Annotated in this window: 15 protein-coding genes; 7 read left to right on the top strand and 8 right to left on the bottom strand. The window is 67.4% G+C overall.

What is annotated here, in order from left to right:
* The first annotated feature begins 4 nt into the window (after positions 1–4).
* Both ACZYZE_RS07780 and ACZYZE_RS07775 read left to right on the top strand, forming a co-directional pair.
* Entirely contained in the window at positions 5–2,497 is a 2,493-nt protein-coding gene (locus ACZYZE_RS07780; protein WP_459318562.1) for a helicase-associated domain-containing protein, read from the top strand.
* Positions 2,494–4,149, top strand: coding sequence for a DNA repair helicase XPB (locus tag ACZYZE_RS07775; protein ID WP_463907218.1), 1,656 nt, complete (start codon positions 2,494–2,496; stop codon positions 4,147–4,149). Before ACZYZE_RS07780 ends, ACZYZE_RS07775 begins: the two co-directional genes overlap by 4 nt.
* 40 nt (positions 4,150–4,189) lie before the next feature.
* Here ACZYZE_RS07775 and ACZYZE_RS07770 read toward each other — a convergent pair whose 3' ends face one another.
* On the bottom strand, positions 4,190–5,065 hold the full coding sequence (locus tag ACZYZE_RS07770; RefSeq protein ID WP_463907216.1) for an FHA domain-containing protein: 876 nt from the start codon (positions 5,063–5,065) through the stop codon (positions 4,190–4,192).
* Between the two features lie 2 nt (positions 5,066–5,067).
* Positions 5,068–5,328, bottom strand: coding sequence for a hypothetical protein (locus ACZYZE_RS07765; RefSeq protein ID WP_459318565.1), 261 nt, complete (start codon positions 5,326–5,328; stop codon positions 5,068–5,070).
* A 226-nt stretch (positions 5,329–5,554) separates the two neighbouring features.
* Here ACZYZE_RS07765 and ACZYZE_RS07760 point away from each other — a divergent pair, with 226 nt between their 5' ends.
* The 3 genes from ACZYZE_RS07760 (at position 5,555) to ACZYZE_RS07750 (ending at position 8,166) form a co-directional block, all read left to right on the top strand.
* Entirely contained in the window at positions 5,555–6,265 is a 711-nt protein-coding gene (locus tag ACZYZE_RS07760; protein ID WP_459318566.1) for a response regulator transcription factor, read from the top strand.
* A gap of 5 nt (positions 6,266–6,270) precedes the next feature.
* Positions 6,271–7,761: a sensor histidine kinase gene (locus tag ACZYZE_RS07755; RefSeq protein WP_459318631.1), complete on the top strand. Its 1,491-nt coding sequence runs from the start codon at positions 6,271–6,273 to the stop codon at positions 7,759–7,761.
* Positions 7,762–7,878: 117 nt separating this feature from the next.
* A complete protein-coding gene (locus tag ACZYZE_RS07750; protein WP_459318567.1) occupies positions 7,879–8,166 on the top strand; it encodes a WXG100 family type VII secretion target in 288 nt (95 codons plus the stop codon).
* 27 nt (positions 8,167–8,193) lie between these two features.
* Here ACZYZE_RS07750 and ACZYZE_RS07745 read toward each other — a convergent pair whose 3' ends face one another.
* The 6 genes from ACZYZE_RS07745 to ACZYZE_RS07720 form a co-directional block, all read right to left on the bottom strand.
* The gene (locus ACZYZE_RS07745) at positions 8,194–9,159 is read right to left on the bottom strand and encodes an RNase H family protein (protein ID WP_463907214.1); all 966 of its coding nucleotides are present in this window, start codon (positions 9,157–9,159) and stop codon (positions 8,194–8,196) included.
* A 215-nt stretch (positions 9,160–9,374) separates the two neighbouring features.
* On the bottom strand, positions 9,375–11,012 hold the full coding sequence (gene groL, locus ACZYZE_RS07740; protein WP_459318569.1) for a chaperonin GroEL: 1,638 nt from the start codon (positions 11,010–11,012) through the stop codon (positions 9,375–9,377).
* Between the two features lie 317 nt (positions 11,013–11,329).
* Positions 11,330–12,613 (bottom strand): ABC transporter substrate-binding protein, encoded by a 1,284-nt coding sequence (locus tag ACZYZE_RS07735; protein WP_463907366.1) that lies wholly within the window; start codon positions 12,611–12,613, stop codon positions 11,330–11,332.
* 68 nt (positions 12,614–12,681) lie between these two features.
* Positions 12,682–12,888, bottom strand: a complete 207-nt coding sequence (locus ACZYZE_RS07730) for a cold-shock protein (RefSeq protein WP_459318570.1) — start codon at positions 12,886–12,888, stop codon at positions 12,682–12,684.
* Positions 12,889–13,047: 159 nt separating this feature from the next.
* The gene (locus tag ACZYZE_RS07725; protein ID WP_459318571.1) at positions 13,048–13,659 is read right to left on the bottom strand and encodes a LytR C-terminal domain-containing protein; all 612 of its coding nucleotides are present in this window, start codon (positions 13,657–13,659) and stop codon (positions 13,048–13,050) included.
* An 84-nt stretch (positions 13,660–13,743) separates the two neighbouring features.
* Entirely contained in the window at positions 13,744–14,061 is a 318-nt protein-coding gene (locus tag ACZYZE_RS07720) for a DUF3263 domain-containing protein (RefSeq protein ID WP_459318572.1), read from the bottom strand.
* 93 nt (positions 14,062–14,154) lie between these two features.
* Here ACZYZE_RS07720 and ACZYZE_RS07715 point away from each other — a divergent pair, with 93 nt between their 5' ends.
* Both ACZYZE_RS07715 and ACZYZE_RS07710 read left to right on the top strand, forming a co-directional pair.
* Entirely contained in the window at positions 14,155–14,940 is a 786-nt protein-coding gene (locus ACZYZE_RS07715; RefSeq protein ID WP_459318573.1) for a uracil-DNA glycosylase, read from the top strand.
* Between the two features lie 51 nt (positions 14,941–14,991).
* Entirely contained in the window at positions 14,992–15,831 is an 840-nt protein-coding gene (locus tag ACZYZE_RS07710; RefSeq protein ID WP_463907212.1) for a siderophore-interacting protein, read from the top strand.
* Positions 15,832–16,136 lie beyond the last annotated feature (305 nt).

Raw genomic sequence — 16,136 nt, 5'->3', positions numbered from 1 at the left:
TCTGATGTCCCTTATCCGCGCGCTCAGCAAGGAACTCCAGGCACGCAGCGACGACTCGTTGCGGGCCTTGTTCTCCGCGCGGCCGGACCTCATCTCCCCCGGTGTCCCGGACTTCGCCGCCCTCGCCGCACGCGCGAGCGGCCGCGTGAGCGTGCAGCGGGCGCTGGAGCGGCTCAACCGCCCCGAGATGCAGGTGCTGGAAACCCTGCACCTTTGCACCAACACGGACACCGGGCACAGCGCCTCCGCTGCGACACTGAAAAAGCTGATCAGCGGGTCCACGCTTGCCTCGATTGAAAAGATGCTGCATTCGCTGCAGGAACTGGCCCTCGTGCACCGGGCTGAACCTCCGCATGGAACGTCGCCCGCCGCCGCAAGGCAGCGGTACTACCTTCCGGTGGGCAGCCTGAAGGACGTCATCGGAATCTACCCGGCCGGGCTGGGGCGCAGTTACACCGAACTGGTCCGGCTCCAGCCGGCATTCGCGGCGCGCGTCGTGCAGCTCGTCGCGGAGCTACACCGCAGCGGCGCAGCGATCTCCCTCGCCACAACGCCGATGGAGGCGGCACTGTCGCTGCAGCACTGGACAGCAACGCCGGCATCCCTCCTGCAGATCCTCGCGGCCGCCCCGGAGCGCACGACGGCGCTGCTGGCCCGGTTCGGGAACTGGGCCATGGGCGCGGTACCCCAAGCGCAACGGCGGGCCTCCGTGCTCAACGAGGGCGCCGACGTCGGGCCGGTGGACTGGCTCCTGGCCCGCGGCCTGCTGGTACCGCTGGACGCCGCCCACGTGGAACTCCCGCACAGCGTCGGGATTTCATTGCGCGGCGGTTTTGTCATCGAGAGCTTCGCCCTGACGCCCCCCGCGCCTCGGCTGGGCTATACGAGTGCCGCGTTGCGCCGCAACGCGGCCCTGGGCGCCATCGCAGAGACCCTGCGGCTCGTGGGTGAATTGCTCTACGTTGTCCGCGACCAGCCCCTCGTCACGCTGCGCAGCGGAGGCGTCGGCGTGCGGGAAATGAAACGGCTGTCCGACGCCCTGCGGATCGAACTGCACGAGGCGGGGGTTCTGGCCGAGCTCTGCGCCCTGTCCGGTCTGCTGCGGCTGGACGTGGACAGTTCCGCCTGGGTCCAGCCCCCGCAGCTGGAGTGGCTGACGCTTCCGAGGCAGGAGCAGTGGCTCTGGCTCGTCAACGCCTGGCTCGCCAGCGAGCGCGCGCCCTCGCTGGTGGGCCAGCCCGTCAACGGCGTCACCTCCGGCCCCGCCGTACACCGCGGCGCGGCCGGCACAACCATCAACGCGCTCTCCGCGGAGGCCCAGCGGCCGGACGCCCCGGTGGTCCGTAAACGGATCCTGGAAATCCTCCGCGAACTCACCCGGGAAGCCGCGGCGCCGGACGGCCGGGCCCCGGTACTGGACGCCGCGGCCGTGCTGGAGCGCGCCGACTGGACGCAGCCGCGGATGGCACGGCGCTTCAGTTCGCTGATCCGCGGCGTCCTGGCCGAGGCGGAAATGCTGGGACTGATTGGCTCCGGGGCCCTCTCCCAGATCGGGGCGGCGATCGCCGCCGAGCAGCCCGACGACGCCCTGGGTATCCTGGGCGAACACCTGCCGGCGGCCCTGAACCATGTGCTGCTCCAGGCGGACCTCACCGCGGTGGCGCCGGGCTACCTCGCACCGGAGCTGAGCGAGAAGCTCCTGACCATGGCAGACGCCGAAGGGCAGGGCCCGGCTACCATCTACCGTTTCTCCGTCTCTTCGGTCCGGCGTGCCCTCGACGCGGGCCAGGAGGCGCAGTCCCTGCTTGAGTTCCTGCGCCTGCACTCGGCCACTGCCATCCCGCAGCCGCTCAGCTACCTCATCGAAGACACCGCCGCCCGGCACGCCAGGCTCCGGGTTGGGCCCGCGGCGAGCTTCATCCAGAGCGACGACGAAACCGCCATCCTGGAACTGCTCAACACCTCTGCCGCCTCCGGCCTGGGGCTGATCAAGATTGCGCCCACCGTACTGATCGCGCACGCGGCGCCCCGGGAAACGGCGCAGCTCCTTCGCAGCCTGGGGCTGTCCCCGGCCGTGGAGGAATCCGAGTCCGGCTTCGTCCGGCTCCGCCGCAGCACCGCAGTGCCGGGCAGCACCCGTCCGGTCTACAGCGCCCCGCGCACCGCCCCTCCGGAGGCCGACGTCGACGCCCAACTGGCGGTCCTGCGCAGCGAGCGGCCCGCGGCCGGCGGGACCGGCGGCCACCCCGCGGCGGCTGCGGGCAGCGAGGAGGCGACCCAGCTTGGGCTGGAAACCCTGCAGAAGGCGATCCGGCTGAAACAGCGCGTGGTGATGAATGTGGTTGACAGCATGGGGAATGCCGTCCGCGAAACCGTTGTTCCGGTAGCTGTAAACGGTGGACGGGTCCGGGTGTTTGATCCGGACAAGGAAACCGAACGTGTACTGTCCATCCACCGGATTATTGACGTAGAGGCCGCAGAGGAATTGCTCCAGTGAACGATGGACCGCTGATCGTCCAGAGTGACAAAACCATCCTGCTTGAGGTTGACCATGAGCTGGCCACCGAAGCCCGCCACGCGATCGCGCCCTTCGCGGAACTGGAGCGCGCCCCCGAGCACATGCACAGCTACCGGCTCACCCCGCTGGGCCTCTGGAACGCCAGGGCGGCCGGGCTCGACGCCGAAAAGGTGCTGGACACGCTGCTCAAGTACTCCCGCTTCCCGGTGCCGCATTCCCTGCTGGTCGACGTCGAAGAGACCATGTCCCGGTACGGCCGGCTGCGGCTGGAGAAGGACCCGCAGCACGGACTCGTGATGCGCACCACCGACTATCCGGTGCTTGAGGAGGTCAGCCGCGCCAAGAAGATCGCTCCCCTGCTGGGCCCGCGGATCGACGGTGAGACCGTGGTGGTGCATTCCTCCCAGCGCGGGCAGCTCAAGCAGTTGCTGCTCAAGATCGGCTGGCCGGCGGAGGACCTGGCCGGCTACGTCGACGGCACGCCCCACCCGATCATGCTCAACGAAACCGGCTGGAAGCTCCGGCCATACCAGCGGCTGGCCATGGAGAACTTCTGGGCCGGCGGCAGCGGCGTCGTCGTGCTCCCCTGCGGAGCCGGCAAGACGCTGGTCGGTGCCGCCGCGATGGCCACGAGTTCCACGACGACGCTGATCCTGGTGACCAACACGGTGTCCGCCCGGCAGTGGAAGGACGAGCTGCTCAAGCGGACGTCGCTGACCGAGGAGGAGATCGGCGAATACTCCGGTTCCGTCAAGGAAGTCCGCCCTGTCACGATCGCCACCTATCAGGTCCTGACCACGAAGCGCGGCGGGCTGTACCCCCATCTGGAGCTCGTGGACGGCAATGACTGGGGGCTCATCATCTATGACGAGGTCCATCTGCTGCCCGCCCCGATCTTCCGGATGACGGCGGATCTGCAGGCGCGGCGCCGGCTCGGCCTCACCGCCACGCTCGTCCGGGAGGACGGCCGCGAGGGCGAGGTATTCAGCCTGATCGGCCCGAAACGCTACGACGCCCCGTGGAAGGACATCGAGGCGCAGGGCTATATCGCGCCGGCGGATTGCGTCGAGGTCCGGATCGACCTGCCCCGCGACGAACGCGTGGCCTATGCCATGGCCGAGGACGCGGACAAGTACCGGCTCTGCGCCACCTCCGAGTCCAAGACCCTCGTGGTGGAGCGGCTCGTGGCCGAACACGCCGGCGAGCAGCTGCTCGTGATCGGGCAGTACATCGACCAGCTGGACGAGATCGGCGAGCGCCTGAACGCTCCGGTGATCAAGGGCGACACCCCGGTCAAGGAACGCCAGAAACTCTTTGACGCCTTCCGCGCCGGCGAAGTGCAGACGCTGGTGGTCTCCAAAGTCGCCAACTTCTCCATCGACCTGCCCGAGGCCTCGGTCGCGATCCAGGTGTCCGGTTCCTTCGGGTCCCGGCAGGAGGAGGCCCAGCGCCTGGGCCGGCTGCTGCGGCCCAAGAGGGACGGCCGTGCCGCCCGCTTCTACTCGCTCGTGGCCAGGGACACCCTGGACCAGGACTTCGCCGCCAAGCGCCAGCGTTTCCTCGCCGAGCAGGGCTACGCCTACCGGATCATGGACGCGAACGACGTCGGAACCAGCTCGCCCACCGAATGATCCGGCGCTCCACCGCGTTTCGGGCCAGCGGAGTCCGGGACTAGCGGATGTACGTCGACCCGTCCTTTTCCATGGCACCGGTCCGGGGGTCCCGCTGTGGGCGTTGAAAAGCGAATTCGCCGCCGCTGCGGCCGCCGAACGGGCGTCCGTGGTCAGCAAATTCCTCACGGAAGAAGGCCAGGCACCACTTACCCATTTGGATCCGGGCGCCAGTGCGCAAAACCGATGTCGATGCCGGACCGAAGCTGCCGCTGACTTTGCCGTGCCGGACCAGCACGTATTCGTCCTGGTCGTTGTGGACTATTTCCGCATGCACGCCGTCGAGTCCGGGAAGCTGCAGATCGGCGGATTCATCGCTTCCGATGCGCACCCGCTCCGCACTTAGGCTGAACTCACGCGGGACTTGTCCGTCCCAGGACTCCGAGTCCTGAACAAAAATCAGTCGTGGCCGTCCGCCGCCCCGGGTGTAGTGGGTAGTTGTGATCCGCCGGGGAATCCTGCGCTTTACTGTCGGTAGCAACGGCAACAAGGTCCCGGGCGGCAACAGGGAAAACGCGCGGACAGGAGAACGCCGGCCCCGTTTCAGCAAGGGCGCGAGGGCCCCCAGCTTTCCCAGCCTGATGTGGGGTGACCTGGTAATCACGCGCTGCGCGGCCGGCACCTCAACGGCCCCGAGACTGATGATCCTGCCTTCCGGTCCATCCACGACAACCGTCAGCCCCTGGTCTGACAGTGTCTTGGCCAGCGGCCTGACGTCGCGAATGGACGGCATCCGCTGGCCAAGCAGTGCGTCAATGCGGTCCAGGGAGACCACGACTTCACTTCCGGAGGCCCTCACCGATCCGCGTGCCTCCACGCCGGATTCCTCCTGGAGGGAAAAGTCCAGGCTGATGTCGACCCTGAACCGCGCGGCCACGGTCAGCCTCTGTTCTCGTCGGAACCCGCCGCGTCTTTGTCGCTGGTGGTCACGCGAAGGCTTCCGTTTAGTTTCCAGGTGGCCCGCGGCGCGTCCGGACCGATGTCGCGGGGAACCTCGATGGTCATATCGATGAAGTTGTAGTTGATAGCCGCGCCCTTGCCCGTCAGGTAGGACCACATCTCTTCGGCGAGATCTGCCCAGTCCCGGATGCTCCGGTCAGCGGTGCCTGGACCGTCCGCTGCGTTGCCCTCAGTCGTCACTTTGTGTCCTTTTCATTGGGTGCCGGCGATCAGTCCGCAACGGCCGGGTGAGTTCGATACGGCCACTCTAATATCGGCGAAGGCGGAGGGGAATGCCTTTCCGGTGTCCATATGAACGAACTGCGGAGGCCCGGACGCCCGTGCTGTCCGGGCAGCTGGCCTCCGGCCATGCAACACACATCTGCCACTCAGAGAACTCACAGAGTCTGGGAGGATCATGGGAACCATGAAAAAGAACGGTCCAGAAGCCAAGCTGCTCGTCGTCGATGATGAACCGAACATCCGGGAGCTGCTGTCCACCTCGCTGCGCTTCGCCGGCTTCGAAGTAGTCTCGGCGTCCAACGGGCGCGAAGCCCTCGCCGCGGCGGAGCTCCATGCCCCGGACCTCGCGGTGCTGGATGTCATGCTGCCGGACATGGACGGATTCACCGTCACCCGCCGCCTGCGCGCCTCGGGCAAGCACTTCCCGGTCCTTTTCCTGACTGCCAAGGACGATACCGAGGACAAGGTCATGGGCCTGACCGTGGGCGGCGACGACTACGTCACCAAGCCCTTCAGCCTCGACGAGGTGGTGGCGCGCATCCGCGCCGTGCTGCGCCGTACCCAGCCTTTGCAGGACGACGACGCCGTCATCCGGGTCGATGATCTGGAGCTCGACGATGATGCCCACGAGGTGCGCCGCGGCGGCACCGTGATTGAGCTGTCCCCCACCGAATTCAAGCTCCTGCGCTACCTTATGCTCAACCCGAACCGGGTCCTGTCGAAGGCCCAGATCCTCGACCACGTCTGGGAATACGACTTCAACGGTGACGCCTCGATCGTGGAATCCTACATCTCGTACCTGCGCCGCAAGGTGGATATTGATCCCGATGCACCGGCGCTGATCCAGACCAAACGCGGTGTCGGCTACGTGCTGCGGACGGCCGAGAAGCGCTGACCTTGTTGCTGCAGCGTTGGAAGTCGGCCTCGCTCAGGTCGCAGCTCGTCGCCATCATGACAGCGTTGATGCTGGTCGCGCTCACCGCCACCGGCGCCGGAACGCTGACCCTGCTGCACAGCTATCTGCAGGGCCAGGTGGACGACAAGCTCAAAGCCGCCGTCGATTCGGTGCGCCAGCAGCAGTCCTTCAGCCAGCTGCAGGACCAGAACCAGAGCATTCCGACCGACTATTCGCTGATGCTGCTGACGCCGGGGCTGCCCGCTATTCCCTTCGGCGGCGACAAGGAACTACACCCGGCCATCAGCAGCATGACCGCCGCGGATGCCAAGGACAGGGCGCAGGTCCCGTTCCAGGTCCGCGGCACGGACGGGCGCAACTGGCGGGTGGTTGCCCTCAACGTCGTCGACACCAACCAGCGCAACTCCGTCGTGGTCATCGGGCTCCCGCTCTGGCCGGTCGACTCCGTCATGGAACACGCCGTCCTGGTGGTGGTCGGCGTGGGCCTGCTGACCCTCGTGTTGGCCTTCTTCATCGCCACCTGGAGCATTGCCCGGTCCTTCCGGCCGCTGGCCCGGGTGGAGAAGACCGCCGCGGCGATCGCTGCCGGCGACCTCTCGCGGCGGGTGGAAATCGAAAATCCCGGCACCGAGGTGGGCCGGCTCGGCAGCTCGCTCAATGCCATGCTGGCGCACATCGAAACCGCCTTTGCCGCCCGGATGGCGTCAGAGGCGCGGATGCGCCGTTTCGCCGCCGACGCCTCGCACGAGCTGCGCACCCCGCTGGTGACCATCCGCGGCTTCTCGGAGCTGTACCGGCACGGCGCGCTGTCCTCCCCGGAGGACATCGCCACCGCCATGGGACGGATCGAAAGCGAAGCCAAACGGATGGGGTCCATGGTGGAGGACCTGCTCCTGCTGGCCCGGATCGACGAGCAGCGTCCGCTGCAGCAGAAGCCGGCCGATCTGCTGCTGATTGCCAACGACGCGGTTGTGGACACCCACGCAAGCGACCGCGGCCGGGCCGTATCCCTCACGGGACTCGACGGCGGTCCCGCCGCACCGGCGCCCGTGCTGGGCGACGAGGCGAAGCTCCGGCAGGTCGTGAGCAACCTGGTGGGAAATGCGCTGCGCTACACCCCCGAGGGCACACCCATTGAACTGGCAGTCGGCGTCCGGACCGGCGGGGACGGTACCCGGCTGTCCGTCATCGAGGTCTGCGACCACGGACCCGGCGTCCCCGACGAGGAAGCTGCCCGGATTTTCGAGCGTTTCTACCGCGCGGACACCTCGCGGACCCGGGAAACCGGGGGCAGCGGGCTCGGGCTGGCGATCGTGGCGGCCATTGTCGGCTCGCACTCCGGCACTGTCCGGGTCGAGAAGACCGACGGCGGCGGAGCCACCCTGGCGGTCAGCCTTCCGTACCTGGACGATAGTCCGGAACGCGACGGCACCGGGGGCTCCATGACCGACGCGGGCGGTGTCGCCCAGGCGTAGCCGTCCCGGCCCGGGTTTTCCACATACGCTGAACCGGGCATGGCCTAAGATCTTGGCGCGCGCCTAGGCTCGAGGTGCCCGGAAGACCCGGGTGAGTCACTGTCGAGAGGTCATCCCATGAGCATTATCTCCGTCGATACGGAACTCCTCCAGCTCAAGTCCGCCAACGTCAAGGCCACTGTCGACCGGATCAGCGCTGACGTCCAGGCAATGAAACGCGGACTCGACGAACTGCAGGCCAGCTGGCGCGGCTCTGCCGCCACCAACTTTCAGGCCCTGGTCGCCGAGTGGACGCTGACGCAGGGAAAAGTCGAGGCATCCCTGGCCTCCATCAACCTGGCGCTCAACTCGGCGGCCGCGAGCTACGCCCAGGCCGAACTGAACAACGCCCAGCGTTTCAGCTGAGCGGCCCGGGCCGGCCCGGTGCCGTCCTTACGCCTCGGGAGTGCCCTGGTGGAAGCGACGCCGCCATTGCGCGCCATCGTGGACCCACAGGGAGCTCCGCAGAGCCGTTCCCGAACGGGCGTAGCTGCGGTAGGTCAGCAGGACAGTGCCCTCGCCCAGCCGGTCGGCGCCGAGCATCTCCAGTTCGATGGGGCCGTCCGGGTTCTCCTCCAGCACCATCATCATGGCGTCGCGCGTCCAGATCCTGCCGGAGCTGCCAATTTCGGTGAAGTCCGGGTGCAGCAGCACCCCGGTGCGTCCCATATCGGCGCGGGTCTCCGGAAGGAGGAGTTCGCGCTCGAGTGCTTCGACGATGGCTTCCGGGCTGGAGTCCGTGCCGGGGGCCGGCGTGGTGTCCTCTGCCAGCTCGCTGAATAGATCGGGTTCATTGAACATTCCGGGTTCGCCGAACAGCTCGTTCGGACCCGCTGGCACGGCCTGCCCTGCCGGGGGCGCCGCCTGTCCAGCGGGGGCGGAGCCTTCCGCTGCCGCACCGAAACCGGGGCCCTGGCGCAACGCGAGGCCTTGCTGGTACGCCGTGGCTGCGGCCCGGGCGCGGTCGTCGGCCGCCTCGTTGAGGTCATGCCCGGCGTGGCCGCGCACCCATTCGAAGGTGTACTTTCGCCCGGCCAGTTCCCGGTCGATCTCCTTGAGCAGCTCGACGTTCAGCACGGGCTTTCCGTCGGACTTGCGCCATCCCTTGCGTTTCCAGCCCGGCATCCATTTGGTCACCGAGTTGATGACGTACTGACTGTCGCAAAGGATGTGCAGATCCTCGCTCGCGAGGTGCTTGGAGGACCTGAAGAGGTCCAGGACGGCCATGAGCTCACCCTGGTTGTTGGTCCCATGCGGCCACCCGCCGGCCCGCCAGCAGTCGTCGTTCACGTACCAGGCCCACCCGGCCGGACCTGGATTTCCTAAAGCCGAGCCGTCGGCCGCTGCTGTAATCGTCACTGCACTATCCTGCCAGACCGCGAACCCCCAATGATGCTCCCTCACATCCTGCAGGCTTCTTTCCTACGGGGAGGCATCGGGCGATCGGGCGAAACGTGCGGGACCGTCCGGGGTGCGGGCGGGTTAACGCCGACGGCGGCCCCACCCGAAGGTGGGACCGCCGTCGTTGTACTAGGTTGTCAGCACTGAGGTGTTCAGCGCCGGCAGCCGGGTGGTTAGAAACCGCCCATGCCACCCATGCCGCCCATGTCGTCGCCGCCGCCCATGGCCGGGGAGTTCTTCTCCGGCTTGTCGGCCACAACGGCCTCGGTGGTGAGGAACAGGCCGGCAATGGAAGCCGCGTTCTGCAGGGCAGAGCGGGTGACCTTGACCGGGTCGTTGATGCCGGCAGCCAGAAGGTCGACGTACTCGCCGGTGGCAGCGTTCAGGCCGTGGCCTGCCGGCAGTCCGCGGACCTTGTCGACGACAACGCCCGGCTCGAGGCCGGCGTTGAAGGCGATCTGCTTCAGGGGTGCGTCGATGGCAACGCGGACGATGTTCGCACCGGTTGCTTCGTCACCCGTGAGGTTCAGGTTGGCGAATGCCTTGAGGCCGGCCTGGATCAGGGCCACGCCTCCGCCGGCGACGATGCCCTCTTCAACAGCAGCCTTTGCGTTGCGGACAGCGTCCTCAATGCGGTGCTTGCGTTCCTTGAGCTCAACCTCGGTTGCGGCACCGGCCTTGATGACTGCAACGCCGCCGGCCAGCTTGGCCAGGCGTTCCTGCAGCTTCTCGCGGTCGTAATCCGAATCGGAGTTCTCGATCTCGGCGCGGATCTGGGAAACGCGTCCGGCGATCTGGTCAGCGTCACCCGCACCCTCGACGATGGTGGTCTCGTCCTTGGTGACAACGACCTTGCGGGCGCGTCCCAGGAGTTCGAGGCCGGCGGTCTCAAGCTTGAGGCCGACTTCCTCGGAGATGACCTGGCCACCGGTGAGGATGGCGATGTCGGCGAGCTGCGCCTTGCGGCGGTCGCCGAAGCCCGGAGCCTTGACGGCGACGGACTTGAAGGTGCCACGGATCTTGTTGACGATCAGGGTGGCCAGGGCCTCGCCCTCGATGTCTTCGGCGATGATCAGCAGCGGCTTGGAAGACTGCATGACCTTTTCGAGGACAGCAACCAGTTCCTTGACGTTGGAGATCTTCGAGTTGACGATCAGGATGTACGGATCCTCGAGGACCGTTTCCTGACGCTCTGCGTCCGTGACGAAGTACGCGGAGATGTAGCCCTTGTCGAAGCGCATGCCTTCGGTGAGCTCCAGCTCGAGGCCGAAGGTGTTCGACTCCTCGACGGTGATGACGCCTTCCTTGCCGACCTTATCCAGGGCTTCGGCAATCAGGGCGCCAATTTCGTTGTCACCGGCAGAGATGGAAGCCGTAGCGGCGATCTCTTCCTTGGTTTCGATTTCCTTGGCGGATGCCAGGAGTTCGCGGGTGACGGCTTCAACAGCCTTTTCGATGCCGCGCTTGAGGGACAGGGGATCAGCGCCGGCCGCGACGTTGCGCAGGCCTTCCTTGACCAGGGCCTGTGCCAGCACGGTAGCGGTGGTGGTTCCGTCGCCGGCGACGTCGTCCGTCTTCTTGGCAACTTCCTTGACCAGCTCGGCGCCGATCTTCTCGTAAGGATCGTCCAGCTCGATCTCCTTGGCGATGGAAACACCATCGTTGGTGATCGTAGGGGCGCCCCACTTCTTTTCGAGGACGACGTTGCGTCCACGCGGGCCGAGGGTGACCTTGACGGCGTCGGCGAGGATGTTCAGGCCCCGCTCGAGGCCGCGGCGTGCCTCTTCATCAAATGCAATGATCTTGGCCATAACGGCAGTAGTCCTTTCGGGACAGTCGTTAAGAATGGACCTTTGCTGCGGTGCCCGCGACGGACGATCCTTCCCCGGCAGCCTCTGTACGCCACCGGGTCGGGGATCTCACCACAACCAGGTATTTCTCTCGCCCCCGGACCGGCTGCTTCACTTCGCGGCCGGTTAAACCGGGCGTCGTTTTAGCAGTCAATACGCGGGAGTGCTAATTCAATAATTAGCACTCCCCCGGGGAGAGTGCAAGCAGTGGGCGTGCCGGGCGGCCCGGTATCGGCGCCGTACCGGCGCTCCGCCGGGACGCAATTCGCTACGGGCGATTAACTCCCGCCGCTGCTCGCCGTTTCGCTCCCGCTCATAGTGGCCTTGTTGTCCGCGCCGAAACTGTAGACAACATACTGGGCGGAGGTGACGTCGCCGTTGGAATCGAAGTTGATCCGTCCGGATTCGCCGTCGTAGTCCGGGCGTTTGCCCGCGCGGAGCGCATCCAGGCATTCCTTGTAGCTCCTGCACACCGCGGCCTCTCCGGAGGCCTCGGCTCCGCCGGCCGGCTGTGCCTTGCCGCCGGAGACGGCGATCAGCCTGGCTGCGATGGACGTGCCGGCGTCGTCCTCGGCCGCGGCGGCCGCGATCACGGCCAGGTTCACGGCGTCGTACGTTTCTGCGGCGAAGGTCATGTCCCTCAGGCCGGGGTCAACGGACACCAGCTCGGCCTGGAAGTGCGCGGACGCAAAGATCCCCGGAAGGACACCCCGCGCGCCGTCGAGCGCCCGGGAGCCGAGGCCGGAGCCGTACTGGTTGACGGCACCGTCGCTGAGGATGAGTTTCCTGCCGGCCAGGCCGACGTTGTTCAGCTCGGCGATGGCGCCCTGCGCACCGTCGCGGGAGACCAGGACGACGGCGTCTGGTCCCGCCGCTTTCGCTGCGGCAGCCGCCTGCTGGGCCTGGCCCGGCGCGAATGCAGCGACCGTCAGGGGACCGAGTCCGGCCGCCTTGGCTGCTGCTGCGACGGCGTTGGATACGTCCTTGCCGTAACTGCCTTCCTCATACACGACGGCGACTGTTGCCGCGCCGCCGTCCTTGGCGAGCTTGACGAGTACGGAACCCTGCGCGATGTCGGCGGCCGAGGTGCGGAAGTAGTAGCCGTTGCTCTTGTAGCTGCTGAGTCCGCTGGCCGTGTTGGCAGGGGAAATCATGGCGATCCTGGCGTTGGAGAGCACATCGATGGCGCCGGGCGCGCGGCTGGAGTCTGTCGGGCCGATCACGGCGTCCGCTTTGGCCGCGACGAGCGCCTTGGCCTGGGCCGCGGTGTCCTCGCTGATCGTCTCGGGGAGCAGCTCCACCGGCTTGCCCTTGTGGCCGCCTGCCGCGTTGATCTCCTTAATGGCGAGTTTCGCGGCGGCCACCTGGGGTGCGTTGAGGAAGCCCTGTTTGCCGGTGTTGTCCAGGATGAGGCCGATCCTTAGGGTGCCGTCCCCGCTGGCGTCGGCCTTCTCCACCCGGGCACCGCCGGTCGGCCCGCACGCGGTCAATGCCAGGGCTGCAACCGCCGCCGCCACGGCCCGGCCCGGCCGGAGTGCACCCGCCCGGCGCCGGGGGGACACCGGCGGACCGGATTCCAGTCCGTCAGTGTCCGCTGAGCCGTGCGGGCCGTGCGTTGCGGCGGGGAGTGTCACGGGGCGGGCCGGACGCTTTCGGCCTGCGGGCCCTTCTCGCCCTCGCCGACTTCAAGCTCGACGCGCTGGCCCTCGTCCAGGGCACGGAAGCCCTCCCCGGCAATGGCCGACCAGTGCACGAAGACGTCTGCCCCGGAACTGTCCACGGTGATGAAGCCGTAGCCCTTTTCGGCGTTGAACCATTTGACGGTTCCCAATGCCATGGTGTCCACACTTTCAGTTTGCTGGCGAACGGCCCACCACAATGTGCGCCGCAGAATGCGATACGAAGTCCGCAAATACTGTACCCACACCAGCCTCCCGGACTGCAGGCCCGGGACCGGGTCGGCTCCCAATAGTTATTCGGGCGTAACCGGAACGGGCTATTGGAAGCCGGGCCCCAGCACGACGACGAGCGGCATCTTGAACTCGGCCGACTCCATCATGGTCTGGATGCCGAGCAGTGAGCCCAGCGCCTCGGCGTTGCCCTTCTGGGCGGCGCCGCTGTAGAAGATCACGGACGTCTGCTGGCGGACCCCGGCCCAGTTGCCCGTTGGGCCAACCACCCAGCCTGCGGTGGTGACTGTTCCGCCCACTCGGCCGGCGAGCCCGGCGGTGGCGGTGCCGTTGTAGATCGCGACCGGCTGGGTCTTGTCGACGGCGGCGGTCGCCTTGGGCGTAGCCGACGGCGACGCGGACGGGGCCTCGCTCGGCGCGGCACTGGAGGGGGCGGCGCTGGGAGCTGCGGAGGCGGGCGCTGCAACTGCGCTGCTGCCGCCCTGTTCGTCCGAGACGGCCGAGGTGTTTCCGGCGGAGGTGAATCCGAGCTTCGGCAGGATCAGGAAGGCGACGAGGCCAATGGCCAAGGCTGCGGCGCCGACGGCCAGGATGGGTCCGAGGCTGCGGCGGCGGGATTCGGCCACGGTCCGGTGGACACCCTGGCGTGCGGAGGTCTCCGGGACCCGATCAAATTCATCCCGAGCATATTTGGTCATAGTGAAAACGACGTCCTTGCTGATTTCTTACGAAGTTGCCAGAACGGGTGTACAGCGCAGGAATCTGCGCATCCGTCCGTGGTTTTACGCGTCTGCACCCAAGCGTCGGGCAGTGCGCGCGCGCTGGCGTGACGTACGTAGTCTACGCAGTCTCTTGACCAGCATGGGATCGTGCGCCAGCGCATCCTCGCTATCGATCAGCGCGTTGAGGAATTGGTAGTAGTGCGTGGCGGACAGGTCAAAGAGCTCCCGGATGGCCTGTTCCTTGGCCCCGGCGTACTTCCACCACTGCCGCTCCAAAGCCAGCATTTGCTGGTCCCGGATGCTCAGCGGCGACTCATTGCCGGTCCCGGCGGCAGCTGACTCCGCCGCGGAAAGGTGCTCTTGCGCTTGTTCGGCCACGACACACTCCCTGGCTGGATCCGAAAAAAGGTCTTCCCCCATGCTACGGGCGAATAACAGCCTTGTCATTTGGGGCCCTGCGAGAATAGATCCGTGTTTGATTCCGAGGCCCAAGACCCCGATGCGCTGTTCGAGCTGGAGCCGCCAGCGGCCGAGGCCGTGGGCTTCGCCGAGCTCGCTCGGCTGCCCCTCGCTGAGCTGATGTCCCCCGATTGGGCGCACGCGCTGGCTCCGGTCGAGGGCCGGCTGCGCGACGTTCTGACCTTCCTCGCCGCTGAAGTCGACGAGGGGCACACGGTGTTGCCTTCGCCGTCGAACGTGCTGCGCGCGTTCCGGCAGCCGCTGGCGGGCGTCCGGGTCCTGATCGTAGGTCAGGACCCCTACCCGACGCCGGGCCACGCCGTCGGGCTGTCCTTCGCGGTGGACGGCGCAACCCGCCCCATCCCGCGCAGCCTCGCCAATATCTACAAGGAGCTCGACGCCGACCTCGGCCTGCCGCCGCGGGTGCACGGAGACCTTGGCAGCTGGGCGGCGCAGGGCGTCCTGCTCCTGAACAGGGTCCTCAGCGTCCGCGCCGGGACGGCAGGCTCGCACCGGAACCGGGGCTGGGAGGCCATCACGACGACGGCGATTACCGCCGTCGTGAACCGCCGCACCGCCGAGGGCGCACCGGCTCCCCTCGTTGTGATCCTCTGGGGTAAGGATGCGGAATCCGTCACACCGTTGCTGGGGTCTGCCCCGGTGATCGCCAGCGCCCACCCCAGCCCGCTGTCGGCCTCGCGCGGATTCTTCGGCTCCCGGCCCTTCAGCCGCGCCAATGCCCTGCTCCAGGCGCGGGGCGGCGGCACGGTGGACTGGACGCTGCCGCCGCGTCCGTAAAGGGGCTTCACGGTCCGGCCTCCCTCAGGCGTCTTGGCTAGGCTTAGCCCCATGACCTCAGTCCCCGCCGCCACCTCGTCCACCCGGAAATCGCGACCGCAAACTAACCTCACGGTCCTGCGCCGCGAACAGCTCTCACCGCACATGGTGCGGATCGTGGCGGGCGGCCCGGGCTTTGCCGGCTACGTCAACAACGACTTCGTGGACCGGTACGTCAAAATTGTGTTCCCGCAGGCCGGGATCGACTACCCGGACCCCCTGGACCTCTGGGAAGTCCGGGAATCGATGCCGCGCGATCAGTGGCCGCACACCCGGACCTACACCGTCCGCTGGGTTGACCCGGCCGCCGGAGAGCTCGCCATCGACTTCGTGATCCACGGCGACGAAGGCCTCGCAGGGCCCTGGGCGGCCTCGGCGCAGCCCGGCGACGCCCTGATTTTCACCGGGCCGGGCGGCGGCTACAACCCGGACCCGGCGGCGGACTGGCACCTGTTCGCGGGCGACGAGTCCGCGCTGCCGGCCATCGGCGCCGCGATCGAATCCCTGCCTGCGGATGCCCGCGGCCTGGCCTTCCTGGAGGTGGACGGCGACGCCGACCTCCAGCCGATCGCGGCCCCCGCCGGCGTCAAGCTGCACTGGCTGAAGCGTGCCGGTGTTCCCGCCGGCGCCGGCGAACTGCTCATCAATGCCGTGCGGGACGCGGACTGGCCCCAGGGCCGGGTCCAGGTCTTCGCCCACGGCGAACGCGGCTATATGAAGAGCCTCCGGGACGTCTTCTATAGGCAGCGGGGACTCGACCGCGGGCAGGTCTCGCTGTCCGGCTACTGGGCGACCGGACGGGTCGAGGACGATTTCCAGGCCGAGAAGCAACTCCCGATCGGCAAGATCTAACAGCAGGACCTGGCCCATCCGGCGGGGCCTCCCGGCAGCCTCGCCGCCGCGGCAGACCGGCGCTAGCGGTCATTTTCGCCAATTCGTCGGGGGGTTAGACGGGCCAAGACCTATTTGTGCCGGGAGGACATGTCCATTCCTCGCACCCGGGCTAGGGCATAACCGGAATATGTCCCCGCGCCGGCCGCAGCGCGGGGCATGTCCGGTCCGGTCCGGTGGAGATTTTCGTGTACGTGGTCGGGCGCAGGCAGCCAGCGGACGCTCCTTCCCGGTTGCCCGCCGCCCGGCCGCCTGCCGGCCCGGGC

This window comes from Pseudarthrobacter woesei (genome assembly GCF_055412745.1).
This window is presented reverse-complemented; position numbering and strand designations above follow the sequence as displayed.